Here is a 26,203-nt window from a genome sequence, read left to right on the forward strand (position 1 = left end):
TGCAGGGCGAATTCAGCAGCGAAGTGCAAGGTGGGCGGCGATGGTCGCCCCCCACCCCTTTGGGGGGTCATCAGGCCGTGTCTACCGACCGATCTCAGCGGCTATTCGTACCTGCGCCCCAGCTCCATCAGCTCAGGTGTCCCGATCAATGCGTTCAGGCCGTCGAAGTCCAGCATCCTCTCCTTGAACGGCGCAGTGGTCTGGTGCGCATGCAGGCTGGCGTAATAGCCCTGCAGGGTGTGGGCCACGGCCCGGGCGGTACCGCCCGGAAAGATGGCGATGCGAAAACCGCGCTGGCCCAGCTCCTGCGCGCTCTGCACCGGGGTCTTGCCGCCCTCGACCATGTTGGCCAGAAGGGGGATGCGGTGGGCGAACCGTTGGCAGGCGGCATCCATCTGCTCTGGCGTGCGTAGGGCCTCGATGAACAATGCATCCACGCCGCATTCCAGATAACGCTCGGCGCGGTCGAACGCAGCCTCGATGCCTTCCACGGCCAGTGCATCCGTGCGCGCCAGGATGAGGGTGCCGGCGTCGCGCCGGGCATCGAGCGCCGCGCGCAGCTTGCCGCACATCTCGGCGGCAGGCACCACAGTCTTGCCGTCCAGGTGGCCGCAGCGCTTGGGAAAGCCCTGGTCCTCCACTTGCACCATGGCAGCGCCGGCGCGCTCGAAGCCGCGCACCGTGCGCTGCATGTTGAGTGCGTTGCCGAAACCCGTGTCGGCATCGACGATGACGGGCGTGCGCACGCGCTCGGTGATGCGCGCCAGCGTGTCTTCCACCTCGGTGTAGGTGGTCAGGCCCACGTCGGAGCGGCCCAGCAGGGTGTAGGCGATGGAGGCCCCCGAGAGGTACAGCGCCTCGAAGCCGGCCTGCTCGGCCACCAGGGCGCTCAGCGCGTCATAGACGCCGGGGACCAGGAGGATCTGCGGCTGCTGCAGCCGTTGGTGCAAGGAAATGCCATTCATGGGGTGTTGCCCGTGGAGGGATGGAGCAGATGGGCGGCGGTGTGGGCCGCCAGGTAGCCGCCGGCCACGGCGCTCAAGAGGCCGTTGCCCGAGAGATAACCCCAGACGGCATCGCCCGAAACGCCGCGCGCCGCACCGCCGGCCGCCAGCAGGTTGGGAAATGGCCGGCCCACCGTGTCGAGCACCCGGCATTGCGCATCGATGTCGAGCCCGCCCTGGGTATGGAACAAGGCACCCGTGACCTTGACGGCGCAGAACGGTGCCTGCAAGGGCCGCGCCGCCGCGCGCGGGTACGGGCCCTGCCCTGCCAGCGTGGCCGAAAGTGCCGCTTCCTCGCAGCCGATCACGGCGGCCAGGGCCTGCACGCTGCCGCAATGCTTGACGGCACCCGCCGCCTCGGCATCCACGAAATCCGGAAAGCCGCGCGCCAGCGCGAGGATGGGCGCGTCGAAGACGTTCCAGGCCACCCCGCCCGGCTGGGCCAGCACATGCACCGAGGCTTCGGAATAGCCCTGCGTCTCGTCGTGGAAGCGCCGGCCCAGGGCATTGACCTGGATACCGCCCTCCATCATCAACGCCCAGGAGATCAGCGCGCCCTGGGGGATGGCCCAGGAGCCATGGCCCTGGTAGCCGCCCAGGTCGGCCAGGCGCGCACCCAGCGCACGGCCCCAGGCAATGGCGCTGCCGTCGTTGCCGGCATGGCCGGCGAACAGGGCGTCGCGCATCTCGGGCAGCAGCTCGCGCACCATGGCGGCATTGCCACCAAAGCCGTTGCAGGCCAGGATGGCCGCGTCGCAGGACAGGTGCTCCAGCGTGCCGTCCGGCCGCTCGTAGCCGACGCCGATCACCAGGCCGGTCTCGTCGGCCCACAGCTCGCGCACGACGGCATCGGTCACGAGGGGAATGTCCGCCGCCGCGGCGGCATTGGCCAGGCGGCCCATCAGGCCCACCCCGGTCTTCTCGGGCACGGCATGCATGCGGCGCACGCTGTGGCCGGGGTAGAGAAAGCCGTCGAGCACCTGCCACTCCAGGCCATGGCGCTGCTGCAGTGCATCGAGTGCGGGGCCGATGGCGCGGGCGTAAGCCTGCACCAGTTGCGGCGCCGCCCTGCCCTTGGCCTTGGCGCCGATGTCAGCGGCGAAGCGCTCGGGGCTGTCGGCTATGCCCAGGTCCTTCTGCACCTGCGTGGCCGGTGCCGGGATGAAGCCCGAGGACAGGGCCGAGGAGCCCGTGGGCGTAGCGTCGCGCTCCAGCACCGCGCAGTCCACCCCCAGGTCATGCAGCATCAGCGCGGCCGTCAGGCCACAGGCACCGCCGCCCACGATGGCCACGGGCACATGGTTGTCCCGCGTGGCCGCGGGCATGCGGTCGGCCCGGCGGATGGTGGGCAGCGTGGCCGTCATGGCGTGCCGGCCGCCAGTGCCGCGATGAAGTCGGCGCAGGTCAGCACCTGGGCCACGGTGCCCAGGTCGGCCAGCGCCGTGTCGTGCACCTCCTGGCGGAAGGCCGCACAGCCGTCCGACAGCACCAGGGTGCGGTAGTCGCGCATATGGGCGTCACGCACGGTACTCGCCACGCCGCCGTTGGTGACGATGCCGCACACCGCCACGGTGTCGATGCCCGCGCGGCGCAGCACCCAGTCGAGCTGGGTGTTGAAGAAGGCCGAGTACGCCACCTTGCACACCGAGACGTCCACCCAGGTGGCGATCTCCGGCACATGGGCCTGGCCCCGGCTGCCGGGCGCGAAGTCGCCGCGCCGCAGGAAAGGCCGCAAGGTCTTGAGGTGGGGCGAAACCATGGGTTCGCCCTGGGCATCGGACCACAGGGTGAACTGGCTGCCCGCCACCAGCCCACTTCCCGCCTTGACCGCCTTGGCCACCTCGGCCACCCGTGGCGGCAGCGCCAGAGCGGCCGGGCTTACCGCGCCGCCGCGTGCATAGGCACCGTCGGGCGCGAGAAAGTCGTTCTGCAGGTCGATCACGACCAGCGCCACGCGCCGGGTGTGCAGGGGGGCTGCGGCGGCGGTCATGCGGTACGCACCAGCAGATTGCCCAGCGTGTCCACCGTGGCGTAAAAGCCCGGCTCCAGCCACACCGTGGTGTCGGGCTGCTCCAGGATGGCCGGGCCGTCGATGCGCGTGCCCACGGGCAGGTCCAGCCGCGCGTGGCGTGCCGCATCCCACCACTGGCCGGCATGGAACACGCGCTGCACACCCAGGGAGGGCTGGAGCGTGGTCGACTGCGGCGCCAGCACAGTGAGGTCGAACTTGGGGCGCACGCCCACACGGGCGTAGCGCAGGTTCATCACCCGCACCGCAATGCCGGCCAGCACCCGGCCGAAGGCGGCGCGGTAGGCGGCCTCGAACGCGGCCTGGATACCTTCGCGGTCGAGCGCATCGGCGGCAACAGGGACCTGCACGGTGTGCGTCTGCCCGGCATAGAGCATGTCCAGCGCAATGATCTGCTGCACCTGCACGAACTGCACGCCGGCCGAATCCAGGCGCTGCTGGCAGGCTTCGGACAGGGCCTGCACACGCTGGCGCAGGTCGGCCACGTCGAGCTCGGCCAGGGGCTTGTTCAGGGTCTGCACCGCATCGTGGCGCATGTCCGCCATCACGCAGCCCAGGGCCGAGGTGACGCCCGGGTAGCGCGGCACGATGCCCGTGCCCACGCCCACCTCGCGCATCATGGCGCACACGTGCAGCGCGCCGCCACCGCCAAAGGGCATGTAGGCGAACTGGCGCGGGTCGTGCCCACGCTCGATGGAGACCACGCGCACGGCGCCGGCCATCTTGGCATTGGCGACGGTGAGGATGGCCTCGGCTGCGGCCATGGCATCCAGACCCAGCGGAAGGGCCACGTGGGTCTCGATGGCATCGCGCGACCTGGCCGCATCCATGGCGGCCAGCAGGCCGCCGCCCAGCGGCCGGTCGGCCGCAATGCGCCCCAGCAGCACATTGGCGTCGGTCACCGTGGGCCGGGTGTTGCCGCGCCCGTAGCAGGCGGGGCCGGGCACGCTGCCGGCCGACTCGGGCCCCACCTGCAGCATGCCGCTGGCGTCCACCGAGGCGATGGAGCCACCGCCCGCGCCGATGGTCTCGATCTGGATCATGGGCGAGCGCACCACCATGCCGAACTCGATGGCGGTCTGCGCGGCCAGGGCCGCCTCGCCGCCCGCGACCAGGGACACGTCGAACGAGGTGCCCCCCATGTCGCCCGTGATCGCATCGGGAAAGCCCGCCGCCCGCGCGATGGCCGCGCAGGCGATGACGCCCGCCGCCGGGCCCGACAGCGCCGTGCGCACCGGCACGTCGCAGGCCGTCTGGCGCGACATCACGCCGCCGTTGCTCTGCACGATGAGCAGTTCGCCTGCGAAGCCCTGGCCGCGCAGGTCGCCCTCCAGCCGCTCCAGGTAGCTCCCCACCACGGGCTGCAGGGCCGCATTGAGCGTGGCGGTGGAGCAGCGCTCGAACTCGCGGATCTCGGGCAGCACCTCGCTGGCCGCCGTCACATGGGCGTTGGGCCAGAGGGCGCGCACGGCGGTCACGGCCGCCTGCTCGTTGGCCGGGTTGGCGTAGGTGTTGATGAAGAACACGCAGACGGCCTCGCAGCCCGCCTCCAGCAAGGCCTGCGCCTGGGCCTTCACCTGGGCCAGGTCCACCGGAGTGTGCAGCGTGCCGTCGGCCAGCACGCGCTCGTCCACCTCCAGGCGCAGGTGGCGCGGCACGATGGGCTCGAAGCTGCCGCGCAGGCCCCAGGTCTGGGGGCGGTCGCGCCGGCGCATCTCCAGAACGTCGCGAAATCCGCGCGTGGTGATGATGCCGGTGCGCGCCACCTTGCGCTCCAGCAGCGCATTGGTGCCCACAGTGGTGCCATGCACGATGGTGGCGATGGCCGCGGCCGAATCCGCCACCCGCGCCACGCCGTTCATGAAGCCGCGCGCCTCTTCGCCCCGGGTCGAGGGCACCTTGACGATGCGGGCGCTGCCGTCGGCCTCGTCGAGCACGAACAGATCGGTGAAGGTGCCACCCACGTCCACCCCCACCACAAAGGAAGCCTTGCCGCTCATGCTGCGCCTTTCATTGCTGCTGCGCTGTCGTCCGCCACTACATAACCCATCGCCTCGTCGCGCTGGCGCGCCGCCACCGCCCGCGCCGCCGGGGTACCGTAGCCGCCGCCTCCCGGGGTCTCCAGCCGCACACGCTCGCCCTTTTTCAGCTGGATGCCGATCATCTTGGAGCGCATGGGCGGCGTCTTCCACTCGCCCGCGTTCTGGTAGCTGAAGACGTTCAGGGCGCCCTCCCCGCCCCCGGCGATGCCCTGGGGCGCGGCCTTGCCGCGCTCGCCGAAGATGAAGACCTCGGCGTCCTGCTCCAGCAGCTCGATCTCGTAGATGGCGCCCAGGCCGCCGCGGTGCTGGCCATCGCCGCCCGAGCCCGGGCGCAGTGCCCATTGCGTGAAGCGCACGGGGTAGGCCGCCTCCAGGATCTCCAGCGGCGGGATGGTCGCCGTGGAGATGGGCGCATTGCCGTGGCTCATGCCGTCGCCATCCGAATGGCCGCCATGGCCGCCGCCGAAGAAGCTGAACATCACCCAGCGCTGGCCCTTGCGTGCCGCATCGGTGCGGTGCCCGGCGATCGAGAGCGCATTGATGGTGCCGTAGGCCTGGGCCATGGCGCGCTCGGGCGCGGCCAGGGCCGTGGCGCTGAAGATCACGTCGATCATGCGCAAAATGGTCTCGGTGTAGCCGCCCACGGGGCGCGGCCGTGCGGCGCTGATCACCAGGCCGTCGGGCAGCACGAAGTCCACCGCGTCGAGCACGCCGGCATTGGCCGGCACGTCGGGAAACAGGTGCTTGAGCGCCACATAGCAGGCCGCGATGGCCGTGGCGCGCGAGATGTTCACCGGCCCGGCGCACTGGGGCGAGGTGCGCGAGAAGTCGAGCGTGAGCCGGTCGCCCTGCACCGCCATGTCCAGGGCGATGGTCAGCGCCTCGTCCTTCACGCCGTCGTTGTCCAGCATGTCGCTGAAGCTGTAGCGCCCATCGGGCAGCGCCGCGATGTGCGAGCGCATGAGCCTGACGGCGCGCGTGCGCAGTTCGCCCATGGCCTGCAGCACCACGCCGTCGCCGTACTGGTCGAGCAGGTCATGCAGGCGGCGCTCGCCCAGGTCCAGGGCCGAGAGCTGGCCGTTGAGGTCGCCCCACAGGCTGTCGGGCAAACGGGTATTGGCCTTGAGGATGGCCAGCACGTCTTCGTCGAGCGTGCCGCCGCGCACGATGCGCACCGGGGGTATCTGCACCGCCTCCTGCCAGCACTCGGTGGCGGCGGGGTTGTAGTTGCCGGGCACGTTGCCGCCCACGTCGTGCCAGTGCGCGGCCGAGGCCAGGAAGCAGTACAACCGGCCATCGCGAAAGAACGGCCGCACCAGCTTGAAGTCGTTGGCGTGCGTGCCGCCCTCGTAGGGGTCGTTGAACAGCCAGGTATCGCCCTGTGCCATGCCGCCGCGCCCTGCTGCGATGCGCATGGCCGCGCGCACGGCGAAGGCCATGGCCCCCACGAACACCGGCAGGCCCGACTTGCCCTGCACCAGGGTGTCGCCGCTGGCCGCGTCGTACAGGCCGTGGCAGGCGTCGTGCGCCTCGGCGATGATGGGGTTGAACGCGCTGCGGTAGAGCGTGGCGTCCATCTCGTCGGCGATCTGCTCGAGCCGCCCGCGCAGCACCGCGAGGGTGACGGGGTCCATGCTGCTGGTAGTGCTTGCTGTCTGTTCAGCCATTCGAGGCCTCCTTGCCGAAGCGGGCGCGCAGCTGGTTCATCAAGCCGCCAGCGCGCACCATGTCCATGAGAAATGGGGGAATCGGATCGCACGCCAGGCGCGTGCCATCCGCCGTGACCACGGCCGGCGCCTGCCAGTCCAGGGCGACCGTTTCGCCCTCGGCCACCCTGCCCGCCTGCGTGCAGGTCAGCAGCAGCAGGCCCAGGTTGAAGGCATTGCGAAAATACAGGCCGCTGAACGAGGGGGCGATGACTGCCACGATCCCGAGCCGCACCAGCACCGCGGCCGCCTGCTCGCGCGAGGAGCCGATGCCGAAGTTGGGCCCGGCCACGATCACGTCGCCCTGGCGCACGCCACCCACGAAGTCCGGCCGCACCGATTCCAGGCAGTGGCGCGCCAGCACGTCGATGCCGTGCTTCATCGCGTGGCCGGGTGCCAGCACGTCGGTGTCGATGTCGGCGCCCAGCTTCCAGGCCCTGTGCAGCGGTGCAGCGCTCATGCCAGCACCTCGCGCGGGTCGGCAATCCGGCCCTTGAGGGCCGAGGCGGCCACGGTATAGGGCGAGGCCAGGTACACCTGGGCCGTGGCCGAGCCCATGCGCCCCTTGAAGTTGCGCGCCGTGCTGGAGATCACGGTGGTGCCGTCCCCCACGCTGTCGCCATAACCGGCGCAGGCGCCGCAGGTGGTCGGGAACAGCTCGGCCCCCGCGTTCTCCAGCACCTGCAGCACGCCTTCGGCCCGGGCGGCGGCCTGGTCCTGCTGGCTGGCGGGCGCCACCATCAGGCGCACGCCGCTGGCCACGCGCTGGCCGCGCAGCACGCTGGCGGCGGCGCGCAGGTCGTCGAGCTTGGCGCCCGTGCAGGCGCCGATGTAGGCCACGTCGATGCGCGTGCCAGCATGCTGGCCCACGGCACCGGTGTTGGCCGGGCTGTGCGGCGCGGCCACCTGGGGCGCCAGGGTGCCGGCAGCGAATTCGTGGCGGGTGAGTGGCGCGCCAGGGTCGGTTGTCCAGGCATCCAGCCCCTGCAGGTCCGCCTCGGGTACGCCGTGGACCGCCAGCCAGTCGCGCGTGGTCGCGTCGGGAGCGATCAGGCCGGCCTGTGCGCCCAGCTCGGCGCTCATGTTCGAGAGCGTCATGCGCTCTTGCATCGACAGGGCCTGCACGGCAGGGCCGGCAAACTCCACGGCCTGGTACTGGCCGCCGTTCATGCCGAAGCGGCCGATCATGTGCAGCATCATGTCCTTGGCGGTCACGCCGGGGACCAGGTGCCCGCTCCAGTGCATCTGCAGGGTGTGCGGCACGCGCAGCCAGATCTTGCCGGTGACGACCACGCCCAGCATCTCGGTGCTGCCGATGCCGAACATGTAGGCGCCGAAGGCCCCGCCCGTGGGCGAATGCGAATCCCCCCCCACGCAGAACATGCCGGGGCGGATGTGGCCGTGCTGCGGCACCACCACATGGCAGATGCCCTGGCCGTCGTAGACATGGGGCAGCGACTGTTCCCGCGCCCAGTCGCGCGCGATGCGCACGATGCGGCGCGATTCCTCGTCGCGCTCGGGCAGGTAGTGGTCCATGACCAGCACCACGCGCGACTTGTCCCACAGCTGGGCACCCAGCTCTTCGAGCATGGGCTTGAGCCGGCGCGGGCCGGACGAGTCGTGGAACATGGCCAGGTCCACGCTGCAGTTCACGATCTCACCCGGCGTGACGCCGGTGCGCCCGCTCGCGCGGGCCACCAGCTTCTGCGCCAGGGTGCTGGGCTCGGAGCTCATTCGGGCTTGGCTCCGGCAAAGCGCACGACCTTGGCCCAGCGCGGAATCTCGGCCTGCACGAAGCGCGCGAACTCTTCGGGGCTGTTGCCCACGGGCACGGCACCCTCGGTCTCCAGGCGCTTCCTCACCTCGGGCGTGGCGATGGCCTGGCGGGCCGCGTCGCTCAGGCGCTTGGCCAACTCGGGCGCCATGTTCCCGGGCCCGAACAGGCCGAACCAGGCGCTCGACTCGTAGCCGGGCAGCACCTCGGAGATGGCCGGCACGTCCGGGAAGGCCGGCAGGCGCCTGGCGCTGGTGACACCGAGCGCCCGGAGCTTGCCCGCCCGCACCTGGGCCTGGGCGTTGCCCACGGCGGCGAACATCAGCTCCACCTGCCCGGCCAGCACGTCCTGCAGCGCCGGGGCGGTGCCGCGGTAGGGAATGTTGACGATGTAGGCGCCCGACTGCATCTTGAAGGCATCGCCCGCCAGGTGCAGCGAGGAGCCCACGGCGCCAATCGCGAAGTTGAGCTTGCCCGGCCGCGCCTTGGCCAGCGCGATCAGCTCGCGCACGTCCCTGACCGGTACCGAGGGGTTGGCCACCAGGATCGAGGGCGAGGTGGCCACGCAGGTCAGCGGCGTGAAGTCCTTGATGGGATCGAAGGGCAGCGAGGGGTACAGGCTGGCGTTGATGGCGTGGCTCGTGAAGCTCATGAGCAGCGTGTTGCCGTCGGGCGCTGCCTTGGCCACCGCGTCGGCGGCGATGTTGCCGCCGGCGCCCGGGCGGTTTTCCACCACCACGGTGCGGCCGAGCTGGCGGCCCATTTCGTTGGCCAGGTTGCGCGCCAGGGTGTCGGTGGAGCCGCCGGCGGGCGCGCCCACCAGGATGCGGATGGGGGCGTTCTGGGCCAGCGCATGGCCCATGGGCAGGGCCGCCGGCAAGGCCAGCAGCAGTTTTCGGCGTGCAATCGTCATGGTTCTTGTCTCCTTGTCAAAGGCCCAGGTAGGCCCGGCGCAGTTCGTCGCTGCGCAGCAGTTCGTCGGGCGCGCCCGAAAACCGGATGCTCCCGTTCTCCATCACATAGGCGCGGTCGGCGATCTCCAGCGACTGGCCCACGTTCTGCTCGACCAGCAGCACCGCCAGGCCCGTGGAGCGCAGCTGGCGGATCAGGCCGAACATCTCCTCGACCAGCAGGGGCGACAGGCCCAGCGAGGGCTCGTCCAGGATCAGGAGGCGCGGCTCGGCCATCAGGCCGCGGCCGATGGCCAGCATCTGCTGCTCGCCGCCGCTCATGGTGCCGGCCAGCTGGCCGCTGCGCTCCTTCAGGCGCGGGAAGGTCGCGAACACCTTGTCGATGTTCTGGGCCCGCCGCTCCCGGGCACGCGAGAAGCTGCCCAGTACCAGGTTTTCGAGCACACTGAGGTTGGGGAAGATCTTGCGCCCCTCGGGCACCTGGATCAGTCCGGCCTTGACGACCGCCGTGTAGTGCGCGCCGCTCAGGTCGGCGCCGCCAAAGGCCACACGCCCGGCCCAGGCCGGGTAGATGCCGCAGACCACGTTGTTGAGCGTGGACTTGCCCGCGCCATTGCTGCCCAGCAGGGCGACGGTTTCGCCGGGGTTCACGTGCAGGTCCACGCCGCGCAGCACCTCGACACGGCCGTAACCGCCGCGCAGCCCTGTGATGTCGAGCAAGGGCGCCGTGTTCATGCAGCCTCCTTGGCGGCCGCGGCACGCAGGCGTGCTGCCGTGCCATGGCCCAGGTAGGCCTCGATCACGCGCTCGTCGGACGTCACCACGCCGGGGCTGCCCTCGGCGATCAGCTGGCCCTGAGCCAGCACCCAGACGTGCTCGGCCAGGTTCATCACGGCCTGCATCACGTGCTCGATCATCAGCACCGTCACGCCGCCCTGCGCAATGCCGCGCACCACGGGAATCATCTCGGCAATCTCCTGGGGGTTGAGGCCGGCCAGCACCTCGTCGAGCAGCAAGAGGCGCGGCCGGGTGGCAAGCGCCCTTGCCAGCTCCAGCCGCTTGCGGCCGGCCACCGTGAGGTCCGACGCCGGCTTGTCCAGCTGCGCCGACAGCCCCACGCGCGCAGCCACCTCGGTGGCCAGTGCCAGGGCGGCCGCACGGCGCGGCTCGTGCAGGTGCGCACCCACGGCGATGTTCTCGCGCACGGTCTGGGCGGCGAAGGGCTGCACGATCTGGAAGGTGCGCGCCATGCCCAGGCGGGCATTGAGGTGCGGCGCCTGGCCGGTGATGTCGCTGCCGGCGAAACGCACCGTGCCGGAGTCGGGCTTGACGAAGCCGGTCATCAGCGCGAACAACGTGGTCTTGCCGGCACCATTGGGGCCGATCAGCGCGGTCAGCGAGCCTTCAGGCACCGTGAGGCTGACGTTCTGCACCGCCTTGAGGCCGCCGAAGGCTTTGCCCAGCCCCGTGAGAGTGAGCAGCTCATTGGCCATGGCGACCTCCCGAACGTTTCCACAGGTCCACCACCGACTGGCCCAGGCCCGCGATGCCGCGCGGCAGGAACATCACGATGAGCACCAGCACCACGCCGTAGATCACCATGTTGATCCCCGGCAACTGGCCGAACAGGTTGCGCGTGAGGTCAGCCAGCACATGCAGCACCAGCGCGCCGAGCACCGGCCCCCAGACGGTGCCGATACCGCCCACGATGGCCGCCACCAGGGCTTCCACCGAGGTCACCGAGCCATAGGCGATGCCCGGGTCGATGTACTGGAAGACCTGCACATAGAACGCCCCGGCCGCCCCCATGAAGCCGCCCGACAGCGCGATGGCGCCCATCTTCACCGTGAACGGATTCACGCCGATGGCGCGCGCCGCGTCCTCGTTGTCGCGCACGGCCTGCAGCCAGGCGCCGAAGCGCGAATTGCGCAGCCACCAGCTCACCAGCAGCGCCAGGGTCACCAGCGCCAGGACCAGGAACACATAGCCCTTGCGCGAACCGAACTGCATGTTGCCAAGCGACTCCCTGAGCGGCAGCATCAGCCCCACGCCCGCGCCGGTGAACGGCACCGACAGCGCCAGGATGCGGAACACCTCGGCAAAGGCCAGCGTGACCAGCGCGAAGTACGAGCCCTTGAGCCCGTAGCGGAACGACAGCCCGCCCACGAACAGCCCCACCAGCGCGCTGCCGGCCACCGCCATGGGCAAGGCCAGCCAGGCATTGATGCCGCCCTGCATCTGCGCAATGGCCTGGATGTAGGCGCCGGTACCGAAGAACAGCGCATGACCGAACGAGAACTGCCCGCCGAAGCCGCCCAGGATGTTCCAGGCCTGCGCCAGCAGGGCCGCGTACAGGGACATCATGAGGAAGTTCAGCAGCACGCCGGAATCGGACGCAAGGGTGATGGCCGACACGGCCAGCACGAACAAGGCGATGGATGCGAGCTGCTTCATTGCCGGGCTCCGAACAGGCCCTGCGGGCGGAACAGCAGCACGGCGATGAAGATGGCAAAAATGCCGATCTGCCCCAGCGACTCACCGAGGAACAGGCCGCCGAGCGACTCCACCACCCCGATCAGCAGCCCGCCCACGAGCGCCCCGGCAAAGCTGCCCATGCCGCCGAGCACGACGATGGTGAAGGCCACCAGCACGAAGCCGCTGCCCACCTGCGGGTTGACGTAGTAGGCCGGCAGCAGGAAGCAGGCGGCCGCCCCCAGGCAGGCCAGGCCGATGCCGAAGCTCATGGCGTAGACATGGTCCACGTGGATGCCCATGAGCTTGGCGCCGTGCTTCTCGCGCGCCACGGCGCGGATGGCGCGGCCCAGGTCGGTGCGCCCGACGATCCACAGCAGCAGGCCCGAGACCACCAGCGCCCCGGCGAAGGACACCAGCTTGGGCAGCGCGATCATGGCCGGGCCGATGGCCACGGTGGTCAGGGTGTAGGCGGTCTCTATGGTGCGCGTGTCGGACTTGAAGAACAGCAGCGCCAGGTTCTCCATGACGATGGAGATGCCCAGCGTGACCAGCAGGATGTTCTCGTCCTTGCCATGGCTGGCGCGGTTGATGACCACGCGCTGCAGCCCATAGCCCAGCACGAACATGCCGGGCACGAGGATGGGCAGCGCCAGGTAGGGGTCGATCCCCCAGTGCTGCTTGAGCAGGTAGACGGCGTACAGCGCCAGCATCAGCGACGCGCCATGCGCGAAGTTGATGATGTGCAGCACGCCGTAGATCAGCGTGAGGCCCAGCGCGATCAGCGCGTAGACCGCGCCGGTCGTCAGGCCGTTGAGGACCGAGGGAAATAGGATGCTGAGCTCGAACATGGGTGCGGGGTCTGCGGCACGTCAGGCAAAGGCGTGGCCTGGCGCCAGGCTTTCTGGCGCCGGAGCAACGGATGAAGGCATGGTCTTCCCCTCTCAGGCCTTCAGGGGGAAGAGCGGGTCCGCTTCGCGGTAGTCGCGCGGGATGATGACCTTGATGTCGTTCTTGAGCACCTGGGTCATGAGCGGCTGGGCACCCTGGTTCTGCCCGGCCACGAACTTCGTGGGGCCGTACGGCATGATGTGGTCGGCGAACGTGCTCTTCTCCAGCGCGTCGATGATGGCGGCGCGGTCCGTGGACTTGGCACGCTCCAGCGCATCGGCCAGCAGCCACATGCTGGTGTAGGTCATGAACAGCTCGTAGCTGAAGAACAGGCCCTTGGCTTCCACGCGCTTCTTGAGGTCCTGCGCCCGCTTGTCCTTGGGGTTGAACCAGTGGTTGCAGTCGATGATGCCGTTGGCCGCGTCCGGAAACTCCTTGACGAACTTGTAGCTCGACGCCGCGCCGCCCAGCACCGAGTAGATGGCCTTGGGCGTGACTTTTTGCTGCTGCATGGTGCGCACCAGCAGCGCGTACTCGTTGTAGTAGTTGGCGGGGATCACGATGTCGGGGTTGATCGCCTTCATGCGCAGCACGATGTTGTTGAAGTCGCGCGTGGGGTTGGCATGCTTGACGACCTCCTTGACTTCGTAGCCGTACCCGGGCAGCTCGCGCGCCAGCAACTGGGCCGTGCCCGAACCGAACAGCGACTCCTCGTGGATGATCATCACCGTCTTGGCAGGCTTGCCGGCCGCCGTGTTGAGCACGTGCAGGTTGGCCACGGCGGTTTCGGCGCATTTCTTGTAGCCAGGGCCGAAGCGGAAGGTGTTTTTCAGGCCGCGCTCCACGATCTGGTCGGCCACGCCCACATCCACGATGTGCGGCAGGTTGTACTTGGCGGCGGCCTGCGTGGTGGCCAGGCAGATGGCCGAGGCAAACGCCCCCACCACGGCGGATACGCTGGCCTCGTTCATCTTCTCGATCTCGGCCGCGCCGGCCTGGGGTTGCGACTGCGCATCGCCCAGCAGGGCCTCGAGCTTCGCACCGCCCAGGGACTTGATGCCACCGGCCTTGTTGATGTCCTCGATGGCCATGAGCGCGCCCTCACGGCACTGCTGGCCCGAGTAGGCCAGCGCCCCCGTCACCGGGTGCAGCACCCCCACCTTGACCGCCTTGGCCTGCGCGCCGCCCACCAGGGGGAAGGCCAGGGCCGATGCGGCGGCGGCCGACTGGGATAGGAAATGGCGGCGGTTGCTCATGGGCGTGCTCCTTGGGGTGGGGTCGGGGGTGGTCGTCGTTGGTTTCGTCAATGGAACTGGGCCGACAGCTCTTTGCTGACCCAGACCTTGGCATCGATGCTGCCCACGCGGGACAGCTGCATCTCGTATTCGTAGCGATCGGGCCGGTACAGGCCATGCAGCCACTGCACGGGCCGCTCCTGGTCGTCGTAGATCAGGCGCCGCACGGCCAGCAGGGCCGAGCCCACGGCCACGTCGAGGTGGCGCGCCACCACGGCGTCGGCCAGCCGGGCGGAAATGGTCTGGTGGGCACGGCCGACCTTCACGCCCGACTCCTCCAGCAGCACCAGGATGGGCTTGCGGGCCAGCTCGCGGCGGCCGAACTGGCGGCCGATGTCGGCCGGCACATAGGTGGTGATGTGCGAGAGCGGGCCTTCGCGCGTGCTGCGCACCCGCACTGCCTTCTGCACGGCGTCGCCCACGGCGATCTGCAGGGCGCCCGCCACGGCGCGCGAGGCCGTGACGGTCTCCACGTCGAGCACCTTGACCGAGGTGCGCAGGCCCATGCTGACCAGGTTTTCGAGCAGGCCGGTGAGCTGGGCGCGGTTGCTGTGCGGGTGGCCCTCCTGGCCACCCTGCCCCGCGTCGGGCTGGGGCACGGGCCGGGTGCCCCTGCCCGGCTGGCGGGAGATCAGGCCTTCGCCCTGCAACAGTTCCAGTGCGCGTCGCACCGTCACGCGGGCCACGGAGAACTGCTGCATCAGCGCCAGCTCGCCCGGCAGGCCTGCGGCAAAGCAGCCTTCCTGCAACTGCTCGCGCAGCACCAGGTAGATCTGGTGGTACTTGGGCAGCGGCAGCTTCGGTGACATGGGGCCATCGTCAAACATCCCTAATGTCCTGTCAATGAGACATTTAAGGGCATTTGGTCCTGTTTTAGGGACATTTGTACCCGATAGCGCCCGGCTGCAAGGCGCTCCCTTTTTTGGAGCACGATCGCGCACTGGGTCGGGGCCTGGACGGACACGGCGCACCGCCGTGGAGCACCCCACCGCGAGCCCGCCAGCGTGATTTCAGGGAGCGCGCGCCCTGCTCCAAGGGTTTACCCGAAGGGGGCAACAACCCCCCGGTCTTTTGTCTCGCCCAGCCATCGATCAATTGACTGGGGGAGGTGCACTTGTTATATTACTAACCAGTCAGTCATTAACTAGAAAGCCCCTTGAGCACTGTCCCCACCACCCCTTCTGCCGGCACCAAACGCGAGCGCCGCAAGGAAGCGCGTCCCGGCGAATTGCTGGAGGCCGCGCTCGATCTGTTCGTCGAAAAAGGCTTTGCCGCGACCCGGGTGGACGATGTGGCGGCGCGCGCAGGCGTATCGAAGGGCACGCTGTTCCTCTACTTCCCGAGCAAGGAAGAGCTGTTCAAGGCCGTGGTGCGCCAGAACATCGCGGGCCGCTTCGAGGAATGGAGCCATGAGCTCGAAACCTTCGAAGGCACGACCGGCGAACTGCTGCGCCACTGCTACCAGGTCTGGTGGGAGCGCATCGGCGCCACCAAGGCGTCGGGCATCACCAAGCTGATGTTCAGCGAATCCCAGAATTTCCCCGAGATCACCGTCTTCTACCAGCAGGAGGTGATCCGGCCCGGGCAGGACCTGGTGCGCCGCATCCTGCGCCGTGGCATGGACCGCGGCGAATTCCGTGCCGTGAACCTCGACTACGCCGTGCATGTGGTGATGGCCCCGATGATCTTCCTGATGCTGTGGAAGCACTCCATGGGCGCCTGCATGCCCGATGCACTGGAGCTTGGCCCCGAGAAGTTCATCGACGCCCAGGTAGACAACGTGCTGTACGGCCTGTGCGCCCGCCCGGAAACGGGGCCTTTCGCCCCCGCCCTCTCCTCCCCTCCTCCCTCTTCTTCTGCGGTCTGACCCATGAAACGCTGGATTCCCTGGCTGGCTGCGGCCGCCGTCGTCGTGCTGGTGGGCGGTGGAGCATGGCGCGCCATGGCCGCACGCCAGCAGCAGCAAAAAGCCCTGGCACAGGCCGCCAGCCAGCGCGCCGAGGCGCCCATGCAGCTGGCCGCCAGCGAACTGGTGGGCGTGGTGCGCAGGAGCCTGGTGCTGGGCGTGCCCGTGTCCGGCTCGCTGCGCGCCACCGAATCGGCCATGGTCAAGGCGCGGGTGGCGGGCGAGCTGCAGGGCCTCACGGTGCGCGAAGGCGACAGCGTGCGCGCCGGCCAGGTGCTGGCCCGCATCGACGCCACCGAATCCCAGGCCCGCCTGCGCCAGGCGCAGCAGCAGGCCGACGCCGCCCGGGCGCAGGTGGACATCAACCAGCGCACGGTCACCAACAACCAGGCGCTGGTGAACCAGGGTTTCATCTCGGCCACGGCACTCGTCACCTCGCAGGCCAGCCTGGAATCGGCCCAGTCGACCTACCGCGCCGCGTTGGCCGCCGCCGACGTGGCCAAGAAGTCGCTGGAAGACACCGTGCTGCGCAGCCCCATCACGGGGCAGGTATCGCAGCGCCTGGCCCAGCCCGGCGAGCGCATGCCCATCGATGGCCGCGTGCTGGAAGTCGTTGACCTCTCGCGCCTGGAACTCGAAGCCCTGCTCAGCCCGGCCGACTCGCTGGCCGTGCGCGTGGGCCAGAAGGCACAGCTGCAGATCGAAGGCAGCGCCGAGCCCGTGGTGGCCACGGTGGCGCGCATCAACCCCAGCGCCCAGGCCGGCAGCCGCACGGTACCCGTGTACCTCGCCATCGCGCAGAACCGCGGTGCGCCCGCCCTGCGCCAGGGCCTGTTCGTGCAGGGCCTGCTGGACACCGGCCGCGCCGACGTGCTGACCGTGCCGCTCGATGCGGTGCGCACCGACAAGCCCGCGCCCTACATCCAGGCGGTGCGGGACGGCAAGGTGGCCTACCTGCCGGTCAAGACCGGCGCGCGCGCCGTGGTCGATGGCCAGACCCTGGTTGCCGTCGAAGGCGCGCCCGAAAGCACGGTGGTGGTCTCCGGCCGCATGGGGCAGTTGCGCGAAGGCACGGCCGTCACCACGGCGGCAACGCCTTCCGCTCCCGTGGCTGCGGCCTCCGCCCCTGCAACGCGCCCCGCGCCCTGACACGCCATGTGGTTCACCAAGGTCAGTCTCAAGAACCCGGTGTTCGCCACCATGGTGATGCTCGCCATCGTGGTGCTCGGCCTGTTTTCGTACCAGCGCCTGAAGGTCGACCAGTTCCCCAACATCGACTTCCCGGTGGTGGTGGTCACGGTGGACTACCCCGGCGCATCGCCCGAGATCGTCGAGAGCGAGGTCACCAAGAAGATCGAGGAAGGCGTCAACTCGATTGCCGGCATCAACGCCCTGACCTCGCGCAGCTACGAGGGCATGGCCGTCGTCATCATCGAGTTCCAGCTGCACATCGATGGCCGCAAGGCCGCCGAGGACGTGCGCGAGAAGGTAGCCACCGTGCGCCCGCTGCTGCGCACCGAGGTCAAGGAGCCACGCGTGCTGCGCTTCGACCCTGCCAGCCGTGCCGTGTGGTCGCTGGCCGTGCTGCCTGACGACAAGGCCGCCAAGGACGGCGCCGCCACGCGCAGCGCGGTCGAGCTGACCACCTGGGCCGAGCAGATCCTCAAGAAGCGCCTGGAGAACGTGCGCGGCGTGGGCGCCGTGAACCTGGTGGGCGCCACCAAGCGCGAGATCAACATCTACCTGAACCCGCAGGCGCTCGAAGCCTTCGGCGTCACGCCCGACCAGGTGGCCAATGCCGTGCGCAACGAGAACCAGGACCTGCCCGTGGGCGCCATCCGCTCGCTGGCGCAGGAGCGCGTGGTGCAGATCGACGCCCGCATGGAACGCCCCGAGGACTTCGGCCGCATCATCGTGGCGCGCAAGAACGGCGCCCCCGTACGCCTGGACCAGGTGGCGCGCGTCAACGACGGCGCCCAGGAAGTGGAAAGCCTGGCCTTATACAACGGCCAGCGCACGCTGCTGCTGTCGGTGCAGAAGTCGCAGGGCGAGAACACCATCGAGGTGGTGGACGGCCTGAACGCGGCCGTCGTCGAGCTGCGCAACCAGCTGCCGCCCGGCGTGCGCCTGGAAACCATTGGCGACAGCGCCCGCCCGATCCGCGTGGCGGTGAACAATGTGCGCCAGACGCTGGTCGAGGGCGCCATCCTCACGGTGCTGATCGTCTTTTTGTTCCTGAACTCCTGGCGCTCCACGGTGATCACGGGGCTGACCCTGCCGATCGCGCTGATCGGCACCTTCCTGTTCATGAACATGTTCGGCTTCACCATCAACATGATCACGCTGATGGCGCTGAGCCTGTGCGTGGGTCTCTTGATCGACGATGCCATCGTGGTGCGCGAGAACATCGTGCGCCACGTGCAGATGGGCAAGTCCGCCTACAACGCGGCCATGGACGGCACGCAGGAGATCGGCCTGGCCGTGCTGGCCACCACCCTCTCCATCGTGGCGGTGTTCATGCCCATCGGCTTCATGGGCGGCATCATCGGCAAGTTCTTCCACGAGTTCGGCATCACCATCGTCGCGGCAGTGATGATCTCGATGTTCGTGAGCTTCACGCTCGATCCGATGCTGTCGAGCATCTGGCACGACCCGAGCATCCACAGCCATGGCCAGAAGACGGAGCCCGTCACCTTCTACGACAAGACCATCGGCCGGGTCACGGGCTGGTTCGACCGCGCCACCGACGCCCTGGCCGAGGGCTACCAGCAGATCCTGCGCTGGTCGCTGGTGCACAAGCTGACCACCATGGCGATTGCGCTGGCCATCTTCGTGCTGAGCATCTTCATGGTGCCGCTGCTGGGCACCGAGTTCGTGCCCAAGGCGGACTTCTCCGAGACCTCGATCAATTTCTACACGCCCGTGGGCTCCTCGCTCGAGGCCACCGAGGCCAAGGCCGCCCAGGTGGAGGCCATCCTGCACGAGATGCCCGAGGTGCGATACACGCTGTCCACCATCAACACCGGCAACGCCCAGGGCAAGATCTACGCCAACATCTACGTGCGCCTGGTGGACCGCAAGGACCGCAGCCGCAGCGTGGACGCCATGTCCGACGTGCTGCGCGAGCGCCTGAAGACCGTGCCCGGCATCACCGTCACCCACGTGGGCCTGCTCGACGCCGTGGGCGGCCAGAAGCAGGTGGAATTCTCGCTGCAGGGCCCGGACCTGCAGGAGCTCGAACGCCTGACGGCCACCGTGACCGGGAAGATCCGCGGCATCCCGGGCCTGGTGGATCTCGACACCAGCGCCAAGCCCAACAAGCCGGTGATCGCCCTCGATATCAAGCGCGATGCGGCGTCTGACCTGGGCCTGTCGGTGGCGCAGATGGCGGCATCGCTGCGCACCCTGGTGGCCGGCACCACGGTGGGCAACTGGCGCGCGCCCGACGACCAGACCTACGACGTGAACGTGCGCCTGGCGCCCGAAGCCCGCACCGCCCCGCAGGACCTGGAGCGTCTGCCCTTTGCCATGAGCAGCGCCGATGGCACCACCCGCATCGTGCGCCTGAACCAGGTGGCCAGCGTGACCGAATCGACCGGCGCCAACCAGATCAACCGCCGCGACCTGACGCGCGAGGTGGCCATCAACGCCAACGTGTCGCAGCGTTCGGCCGGTGAGGTGTCGGCCGACATCAAGAAGGCGCTGGAAGAAGTCAACTTCCCGCCCGGCTACCGCTACCAGTTCGGCGGCTCCACCAAGAACATGGCCGAATCCTTCGGCTACGCCATCTCGGCCCTGGTGCTGGCCATCGTCTTCATCTACATGATCCTGGCCAGCCAGTTCAGGAGCTTTCTGCAGCCGCTGGCACTCATGACCTCGCTGCCGCTCACGCTGATCGGCGTGGTACTGGCGCTGATGATGTTCCGCTCCACCCTGTCGATGTTCTCCATCATCGGCGTGGTGATGCTCATGGGCCTGGTGACCAAGAACGCCATCCTGCTGGTGGACTTTGCCATCCGCGCCCGCGAGGAGCACACCGACGATACCGGCGCCACCGTGCCCGGCCTGCCCCGTGCCGACGCGCTGCTGCTGGCCGCCCGCGTGCGGCTGCGCCCCATCCTCATGACCACGCTGGCCATGATCTTCGGCATGGTGCCGCTGGCCTTCGCGCTGTCGGAGGGTTCCGAGCAACGCGCACCCATGGGCCAGGCCGTGATCGGGGGGGTCATCACCTCCTCGCTGCTCACCCTGGTGGTGGTGCCGGTGGTGTATTGCTACATGGACGATCTGGCGCGCTGGGCCCTGGCGCGCATGGGTCGCGGCCAGGCAGCGCCAGAGGCCCGTAAAATCGAGGGTTTGTCCTGACACCCGCCCCACGGAGAACCCCATGAACATGCCATTGAACACGTCTGCCAACACCAGCGACCCCGTCGCCCAGGCCCGCTACAACATGATCGAGCAGCAGATCCGTCCCTGGAACGTGCTCGACGCCGACGTGCTGGACCTGCTGGCCGTGGCCCGCCGCGAGGAATTCGTGCCGCCCGCCTACCGCAGCATGGCCTTCATGGACATCGAGGTGCCCCTGCAGGGCAGCGATGCCGAAGACGCCGTGCGCGCCGGCCACAGCATGCTGCAGCCGCGCGTGGAAGCGCGCATCCTGCAGGACCTGGCGATCAAGCCGACCGACCGCGTGCTCGAAATCGGCGCCGGCTCGGGCTACATGGCCGCCCTGCTCGCCGCCCGTGCCCAGCAGGTGGTGACGCTCGAGATCGTGCCCGAGCTGGCCGAGATGGCGCGCGAGAACCTGCTGAGCGCTGGCGTGCAGAACGCCGAAGTGCGCCTGGCCGACGGTTCGCTGGGCGCTGGCGACGGCCCCTTCGACGTGATCGTGCTCAGCGGCTCGGTGGCCGAAGTGCCTGCCGCCCTGCTCTCGCAACTGCGCGATGGCGGCCGCCTGGGCGCCATCGTGGGCAGCGAGCCCGTGATGCGCTTCACCCTGATCCGCCGCACCGGCGACCGCTTCGACACCACGTCGCCCTGGGACACCATCGCGCCACGCCTGGTGAACTTCCCCGAACCCTCCGGCTTCACTTTCTGATCCGCCTTTTCTGGAGTTTTTTGCATGATCGAGCACATCCGCCCCGCCCAACTCGCCGCCTGGTTCGCCACCGCCCCCGATGGCAGCCGGCCCGTGGTGCTGGATGTGCGCGAGCCCTGGGAACTGCAGACGGCCAGCGTACGCGCTGACGGTTTCGAGCTGGTGGCCATCCCCATGGGGCAGCTCACGGGCCGCCTGGCCGAACTCGATGCCGCCCGCGACGCGGGCACGCCGATTGCCTGCCTGTGCCACCACGGCGCCCGCAGCCTGCGCGTGGCAGCGTTCCTGGAGCAGCAGGGTTTCGAGCGGCTGGCCAACATCAGCGGTGGCATCGACGCCTGGTCGCATGAGAACGACCCGGCCGTTCCCCGCTATTGAAGCCCCGGTCTCCTTCGTCCCACCCGACATGCAGATATTCCTGAAAGGCATCCATGACTTCGTTCCGGCTACTCCCCCTGTCACTGGCGCTGGGCGCTGCCCTGTGTGTCCCCGCACAGGCCCAGAGCCTGACGGAGCTGTTGGAGTCTGCGCGCACCTATGACACGGCCTGGCAGTCGGCCCGGCTGCAGCTGGACGCCTCGGCCCGCAGGGCCGACCAGGCCCGTGCCGGCCTGCTGCCCAGCGCCGGCCTGTCGGCCGGTGTCTCGCGCGCCAACACCGATGTGAGCCGCCCGCCCATCGAGCGCACCGCCACCACCCAGACCCTGGGCGTGAATGCCTCGCAGCCCCTGTACCGCCCGGCCAACCGCATCAACCTGGAACAGGCCCAGCGCGGCGTGGATGTGGCCCAGGCCCAGCTCGACGCGGCCAGCCAGGACCTGCTGGTGCGCGTGAGCCAGGCCTATTTCGACGTGCTGGCCGCGCAGGACACCCTGACCTTCGTGCAGGCGCAGAAGGCCGCTGTGTCCGAACAACTGGCTTCGGCCAAGCGCAATTTCGAGGTCGGCACCTCCACGGTGACCGATTCGCGCGAAGCCCAGGCCCGCTACGACCTGGTCATTGCCCAGGAGATCGCCGCCGAGAACGACCTGCGCGTGAAGAAGCTGGCACTGGACCAGCTGGTGGGCGTCACGGGCACCCAGCCCAAGCCCCTGGCACTGCCGCTGCAGCTGCCGCCCGTGCAGCCCGACAACGTCATCACCTGGGTGGACACGGCCCGCGAACTGCAGCCCGGCGTGCGCCAGGCGGCCATCGCGCTGGACATCGCGCGCCTGGAAACGAAGAAGGCCGAGACCGGCCACCTGCCCACCGTGGACCTGCAGGCCGGCTACAACATCCAGCGCAACCCCACGGGCACCATCACCACCCCGGGCATCAACAGCCGCACCAACAACGCCAGCGTGGGCCTGGCCCTGAACCTGCCGCTGTTCGCCGGCTTCTCAGTGCAGAACCGCGTCAAGGAAACCCTGGCCCTCGAAGAGAAGGCCAGCGCCGACCTGGAGACCACGCGCCGCAATGTCGCCCAGGCCACGCGTGCCGCCTTCTTCGGCGTGCAATCGGGCCAGGGCCAGGTGCAGGCGCTGCAGGCCGCCGAGGCATCGAGCCAGAGCGCGCTCGATGCCAACAAGCTCGGCTACCAGGTGGGTGTGCGCATCAACATCGACGTGCTCAACGCCCAGAGCCAGCTGTTCCAGACCAAGCGCGACCTGGCCCAGGCCCGCTACAACGTGCTGCTGGGCACACTCAAGCTGCGCCAGGCCGCCGGCACGCTCACCATCGAAGACGTGCAGGCCATCAACGCGCTGCTCACGCCCTGACGGGCGGCTTTACCGCTTGCGAAAGCGCGGAACCTCTCCGACCCTAGAGAGGGCCTTCTTCGTGGCCTTGACGGAAGACGGGCGCCGCGCTGCGAGCCAGCCCACACCGAACCAGGCCTTTGGATCCTGGTCTGCCAGGCTGCGGTACAGCGCGCTGGCCACCTGCTCGTCATTGAGCCGGCCCAGCGCCGACAAGGCCGGTTGCAGGCTGGCGAGAAAATCACCGGCATCGCCTTCCATGGCGGGCGCCACGAATTCGGCCAGGAAGCGCAGGCGCTTCAAACGCTTGCGCACGCGGTGCTGCTCGTCGAACGACAGCGACCCGAAGCGGCGCGCATCCTTGTGCGCCTTGGCGCACAGGGCCTGCAGGCGCTGGTGCAGGTAGCGGCGCGCCTTGCCGGCGCCAAGGGCCCCGTCTTCCTGCGCAGCCGTCCCGTGGTTCTGGGCCGTGAACCCCATGAGGCTGATCAGCACCGCCTGGAATTCCGCCGTGCCGACGATGTCCAGCGGTGATGCCATGGCCGTGGCGGCCTGCTTGCCGGATGGTGGGGCTCCGGCCTCGCGCAGTTCGGCACCGATGGTGTCCAGGGCCTGTTCCCGGTCGCGCAGCTGGCCCAGGCGCCGGAACACCTCCACCAGCGGCAGCTCCCAGGCGGGGTCGAAGCGGCCCGGCGCCAACGCATCCAGTTCACGCAGCGCCGTGCGCAGCCGGCGGATGCCGATGCGCAGCTGGTGCACATGCTCCTGGCCGGCCGAGCCCTCCACGATCTCGCTGGCATTGGCCAGGATCTGCGCCAGGCAATTGGCGAGCACCGCGCGCTGCAGCGCTTGCCCCTTGAGAAATTGCCGGCGCCTGCCGCCGGCCACCATGGGCCGCGCCTTGGATGGCGGCTGGGCCCATTGGGCCGCCAGGAGCCGCTCGCCGCGCTCGGCCTTGGACACCGTGTTCAGCACCAGGCCATGCTGCGACGCCCATTGGGTGGCGACTTCGACGAGCCCGGCCACCGGCCCCTCCTTGAGTTCCAGCTCCAGTTCGCACACCGGTGCCTGCTTTTCCTGCGGCGTGCCGCCATGGGCCACGATACGGCCGAAGTCGAACGCGAGTTCGACGACACCGCCGCGAAAGGCCAGGTTGCGCAGGGTGCGGTCGATTTCGGTGCGGTAGGTCTCCAGCAGTGGGCCCTGCGCGCTGTCCAGCGCCTCGCGCAGACGCTCGCCGGCCTTGGTGCCCGCATGCAGGGCCGGGCGTGCCAGCGCTGGCGGGGTGTCGAGGCTGACGTTGTGTTCCTCGCGGTCCAGCGGGCCATCGCCCATGGCCTTGACGGTCTGCACCCACTGCCCGCCCTCGTTGCGCAGGCGCAGGGCGATGCCGCGCGAGGACAGCGCCTTGTCGGCGGTATCGAAGTAGCGCGCCTCCATCCGGATGGCGGTGGAGGCACCGCGCCGGGCGGCGGCCTTCACGGCCGCCAGGCGCTTGGGCGGGATACTGAACTTGAATTCGACTTCCATGGCGTATTGTCCTGCGGAACGGGCCTGTGCCATGGCAACTGCACACACCCCGGTTCCCCAGGATGGCGCCTGGCGGCACGCCTGTCTGTCATCAATTCGCCATATTCGTATCCTAAGCTGGCGGTTCCAGGTATGCCCTGCGCCGTGACATCTCGCGCCCGCGGCCCTGTGGACACCGCGAGAAAACCGGCAATGACAATACTGGAAGGGTCGCCGCTGAGACGAAGGGCCGTCCTGCGCTCGGTCGCAGGCGCCAGCGGCATCCTGGCATCGCCATGGCTGGCGGCAAACGCCTGGGCACAGGCAAGCCCGGCACAGGTCATTGCCGAAGCGCACCGCCCTGCCCTGGCCAAGGGCACCATGAGCGGCGACGTGGCACGTGACCGCGCCATGGTCTGGAGCGCCACCGACCGGCCATCGCGCATGCACGTGCAATGGGACACGACGCCCCGTTTTGCCAACCCCCGCTGCGTTGCAGGCCCCATGGCGCTCGACGTGACGGACTACACCGCGCGCGTGGACCTCACGGGGCTGCCACCTGACCAGACCATCTTCTACCGCGTGCAGTTCCAGGACGCCGCGCGGCCCCGGGTATCGAGCGACTGGACCCAGGGACGCTTTCAGAGCGCCCCTGCCGCACGCCGCCAGGTGCGCGTCATCTGGTCGGCCGACACGGGCGGCCAGGGCTTCGGCATCAACCCCGACATGGGCGGCATGCGCATGTACGACACCATGCGCCAGGCGGAGCCCGACCTGTTCATCCACGCAGGCGACACGATCTACGCCACCACGCCACTGCAGGCCGAAAAGACCGTCGAGGGCGGCCAGGTGTGGCGCAACACGCTGGCACCGGCACGCAGCCGACCGGCGCAGACCCTGGAAGAATTCCGCGGCTGCTACAGCTACAACCTGCTGGACGAACCCCTGCGCCGATTCAACGCCGAGGTCGCCCAGGTCTGGAACTGGAGCGACCACGAGGTGACCAACAACTGGTCCCCCGCCAAGGACCTGGGCCCGTGGAGCGACTACACCGAAAAGCAGGTGGGCATCCTGCAGGCCTGCGGTACCCGGGCCTTCCTGGAGTACGCGCCCATGCGCTGGCATGCGCAGGACGAGGCCGAGCGCATCTACCGGCGTATCCCCTATGGGCCCCTGCTCGACGTGTTCGTGACCGACATGCGCAGCTACCGGGGTGGCAACAGCAGCAACCTGCAGGCCCGCGAAAGTACGGACACGGCGTATTTCGGCAACGCCCAGGTGGACTGGCTGCTGCGTGGGCTCAAGGCCTCGCGCGCGCTCTGGAAGATCGTCTCGCTGGACATGCCTCTGGGCGTGATGGTGCGCGACGGCCAGCTGCGGGACGGGCAAGGCCAGCCGATCATGGAAAACAGCGCCAACGGCGATGGCCCGCCCCGGGGCCGCGAACTGGAGGTCGCGCGCCTGCTGCGCCAGCTGGCGCGCGAGCGCATCCACAACGTGGTCTTCACCGCGGCCGACGTGCACTACGCCGCCGCCCACTACTACGACCCGGCGCGCGCGCAGTTCCGCGATTTCGAGCCGTTCTGGGAGTTCGTCGCCGGCCCCATCCACGCCGGCACGTCCGCACCGCTGCCCATGGACAACACCTTCGGTCCGCAGGTCGTCTTCAGCAAAGGCGCGCCGCCCGGCCAGACGCTGTCGCCCCTGGCAGGCCTGCAGTTCTTCGGCCAGCTCGACGTCGACAGCCGGAGCCGGACGCTCACCGTGCAGCTCAAGGATGCCTCAGGCCAGGCCATCTACCGCCACACGCTGCAAGCCCGGCGCGCATGA

At 69.2% G+C, this 26,203-nt stretch carries 22 protein-coding genes; 7 read left to right on the forward strand and 15 right to left on the reverse strand.

Annotated features, from left to right (window positions below; translation table 11 throughout):
* Nucleotides 1-101: 101 nt before the first annotated feature.
* The 14 genes from AC07PF_RS10835 to AC07PF_RS10900 form a co-directional block, all read right to left on the reverse strand.
* A complete protein-coding gene (locus AC07PF_RS10835) occupies nucleotides 102-965 on the reverse strand; it encodes an isocitrate lyase/PEP mutase family protein (protein ID WP_007850198.1) in 864 nt (287 codons plus the stop codon).
* Nucleotides 962-2,368: an FAD-dependent oxidoreductase gene (locus AC07PF_RS10840; protein ID WP_494611831.1), complete on the reverse strand. Its 1,407-nt coding sequence runs from the start codon at nucleotides 2,366-2,368 to the stop codon at nucleotides 962-964. Before AC07PF_RS10840 ends, AC07PF_RS10835 begins: the two co-directional genes overlap by 4 nt.
* Nucleotides 2,365-2,994: a cysteine hydrolase family protein gene (locus tag AC07PF_RS10845; RefSeq protein WP_145696627.1), complete on the reverse strand. Its 630-nt coding sequence runs from the start codon at nucleotides 2,992-2,994 to the stop codon at nucleotides 2,365-2,367. The genes AC07PF_RS10840 and AC07PF_RS10845 overlap by 4 nt, the downstream gene beginning before the upstream one ends.
* The gene (locus AC07PF_RS10850) at nucleotides 2,991-5,033 is read right to left on the reverse strand and encodes a hydantoinase/oxoprolinase family protein (protein WP_494611832.1); all 2,043 of its coding nucleotides are present in this window, start codon (nucleotides 5,031-5,033) and stop codon (nucleotides 2,991-2,993) included. Before AC07PF_RS10850 ends, AC07PF_RS10845 begins: the two co-directional genes overlap by 4 nt.
* Nucleotides 5,030-6,709: a hydantoinase B/oxoprolinase family protein gene (locus AC07PF_RS10855; protein ID WP_494611833.1), complete on the reverse strand. Its 1,680-nt coding sequence runs from the start codon at nucleotides 6,707-6,709 to the stop codon at nucleotides 5,030-5,032. Before AC07PF_RS10855 ends, AC07PF_RS10850 begins: the two co-directional genes overlap by 4 nt.
* 25 nt (nucleotides 6,710-6,734) lie before the next feature.
* Nucleotides 6,735-7,241, reverse strand: coding sequence for a LeuD/DmdB family oxidoreductase small subunit (locus tag AC07PF_RS10860; protein ID WP_007850183.1), 507 nt, complete (start codon nucleotides 7,239-7,241; stop codon nucleotides 6,735-6,737).
* Nucleotides 7,238-8,515 carry a 3-isopropylmalate dehydratase large subunit gene (locus tag AC07PF_RS10865; RefSeq protein WP_494611834.1) on the reverse strand — a complete coding sequence of 426 codons (1,278 nt, stop codon included), beginning with the start codon at nucleotides 8,513-8,515 and terminating at the stop codon, nucleotides 7,238-7,240. The genes AC07PF_RS10860 and AC07PF_RS10865 overlap by 4 nt, the downstream gene beginning before the upstream one ends.
* On the reverse strand, nucleotides 8,512-9,468 hold the full coding sequence (locus AC07PF_RS10870) for a tripartite tricarboxylate transporter substrate binding protein (RefSeq protein WP_494611835.1): 957 nt from the start codon (nucleotides 9,466-9,468) through the stop codon (nucleotides 8,512-8,514). The genes AC07PF_RS10865 and AC07PF_RS10870 overlap by 4 nt, the downstream gene beginning before the upstream one ends.
* Nucleotides 9,469-9,484: 16 nt before the next feature.
* Nucleotides 9,485-10,201 carry an ABC transporter ATP-binding protein gene (locus AC07PF_RS10875; protein ID WP_494611836.1) on the reverse strand — a complete coding sequence of 239 codons (717 nt, stop codon included), beginning with the start codon at nucleotides 10,199-10,201 and terminating at the stop codon, nucleotides 9,485-9,487.
* Entirely contained in the window at nucleotides 10,198-10,959 is a 762-nt protein-coding gene (locus tag AC07PF_RS10880; protein WP_494611837.1) for an ABC transporter ATP-binding protein, read from the reverse strand. The genes AC07PF_RS10875 and AC07PF_RS10880 overlap by 4 nt, the downstream gene beginning before the upstream one ends.
* Nucleotides 10,949-11,920 carry a branched-chain amino acid ABC transporter permease gene (locus AC07PF_RS10885; RefSeq protein ID WP_007850173.1) on the reverse strand — a complete coding sequence of 324 codons (972 nt, stop codon included), beginning with the start codon at nucleotides 11,918-11,920 and terminating at the stop codon, nucleotides 10,949-10,951. The genes AC07PF_RS10880 and AC07PF_RS10885 overlap by 11 nt, the downstream gene beginning before the upstream one ends.
* Nucleotides 11,917-12,789 (reverse strand): branched-chain amino acid ABC transporter permease, encoded by an 873-nt coding sequence (locus AC07PF_RS10890; protein WP_007850170.1) that lies wholly within the window; start codon nucleotides 12,787-12,789, stop codon nucleotides 11,917-11,919. Before AC07PF_RS10890 ends, AC07PF_RS10885 begins: the two co-directional genes overlap by 4 nt.
* A 93-nt stretch (nucleotides 12,790-12,882) precedes the next feature.
* Nucleotides 12,883-14,085, reverse strand: a complete 1,203-nt coding sequence (locus AC07PF_RS10895) for an ABC transporter substrate-binding protein (protein WP_494611838.1) — start codon at nucleotides 14,083-14,085, stop codon at nucleotides 12,883-12,885.
* A 47-nt stretch (nucleotides 14,086-14,132) separates the two neighbouring features.
* A complete protein-coding gene (locus tag AC07PF_RS10900; RefSeq protein WP_035202305.1) occupies nucleotides 14,133-14,933 on the reverse strand; it encodes a GntR family transcriptional regulator in 801 nt (266 codons plus the stop codon).
* A gap of 347 nt (nucleotides 14,934-15,280) precedes the next feature.
* On the opposite strand from AC07PF_RS10900, the gene AC07PF_RS10905 reads away from it, so the two are divergent.
* The 6 genes from AC07PF_RS10905 to AC07PF_RS10930 are packed head-to-tail and all read left to right on the forward strand — an operon-like array spanning nucleotide 15,281 to nucleotide 22,885.
* Nucleotides 15,281-15,991: a TetR/AcrR family transcriptional regulator gene (locus tag AC07PF_RS10905; protein ID WP_007850163.1), complete on the forward strand. Its 711-nt coding sequence runs from the start codon at nucleotides 15,281-15,283 to the stop codon at nucleotides 15,989-15,991.
* 3 nt (nucleotides 15,992-15,994) lie between these two features.
* Nucleotides 15,995-17,179, forward strand: coding sequence for an efflux RND transporter periplasmic adaptor subunit (locus AC07PF_RS10910; RefSeq protein ID WP_494611839.1), 1,185 nt, complete (start codon nucleotides 15,995-15,997; stop codon nucleotides 17,177-17,179).
* Nucleotides 17,180-17,185: 6 nt separating this feature from the next.
* Nucleotides 17,186-20,395, forward strand: coding sequence for an efflux RND transporter permease subunit (locus AC07PF_RS10915; RefSeq protein ID WP_494611840.1), 3,210 nt, complete (start codon nucleotides 17,186-17,188; stop codon nucleotides 20,393-20,395).
* Between the two features lie 22 nt (nucleotides 20,396-20,417).
* A complete protein-coding gene (locus AC07PF_RS10920; RefSeq protein WP_494611841.1) occupies nucleotides 20,418-21,128 on the forward strand; it encodes a protein-L-isoaspartate O-methyltransferase family protein in 711 nt (236 codons plus the stop codon).
* A 24-nt stretch (nucleotides 21,129-21,152) separates the two neighbouring features.
* Nucleotides 21,153-21,506, forward strand: a complete 354-nt coding sequence (locus AC07PF_RS10925; protein ID WP_007850151.1) for a rhodanese-like domain-containing protein — start codon at nucleotides 21,153-21,155, stop codon at nucleotides 21,504-21,506.
* 53 nt (nucleotides 21,507-21,559) lie between these two features.
* Nucleotides 21,560-22,885: a TolC family outer membrane protein gene (locus AC07PF_RS10930; protein WP_494611842.1), complete on the forward strand. Its 1,326-nt coding sequence runs from the start codon at nucleotides 21,560-21,562 to the stop codon at nucleotides 22,883-22,885.
* 9 nt (nucleotides 22,886-22,894) lie between these two features.
* Here AC07PF_RS10930 and AC07PF_RS10935 read toward each other — a convergent pair whose 3' ends face one another.
* Nucleotides 22,895-24,394 (reverse strand): CYTH and CHAD domain-containing protein, encoded by a 1,500-nt coding sequence (locus AC07PF_RS10935; protein ID WP_494611843.1) that lies wholly within the window; start codon nucleotides 24,392-24,394, stop codon nucleotides 22,895-22,897.
* A 192-nt stretch (nucleotides 24,395-24,586) separates the two neighbouring features.
* On the opposite strand from AC07PF_RS10935, the gene AC07PF_RS10940 reads away from it, so the two are divergent.
* Nucleotides 24,587-26,203 carry an alkaline phosphatase D family protein gene (locus AC07PF_RS10940; RefSeq protein ID WP_494611844.1) on the forward strand — a complete coding sequence of 539 codons (1,617 nt, stop codon included), beginning with the start codon at nucleotides 24,587-24,589 and terminating at the stop codon, nucleotides 26,201-26,203.

It is taken from the genome of Acidovorax sp. GW821-FHT10A04 (genome assembly GCF_059415825.1).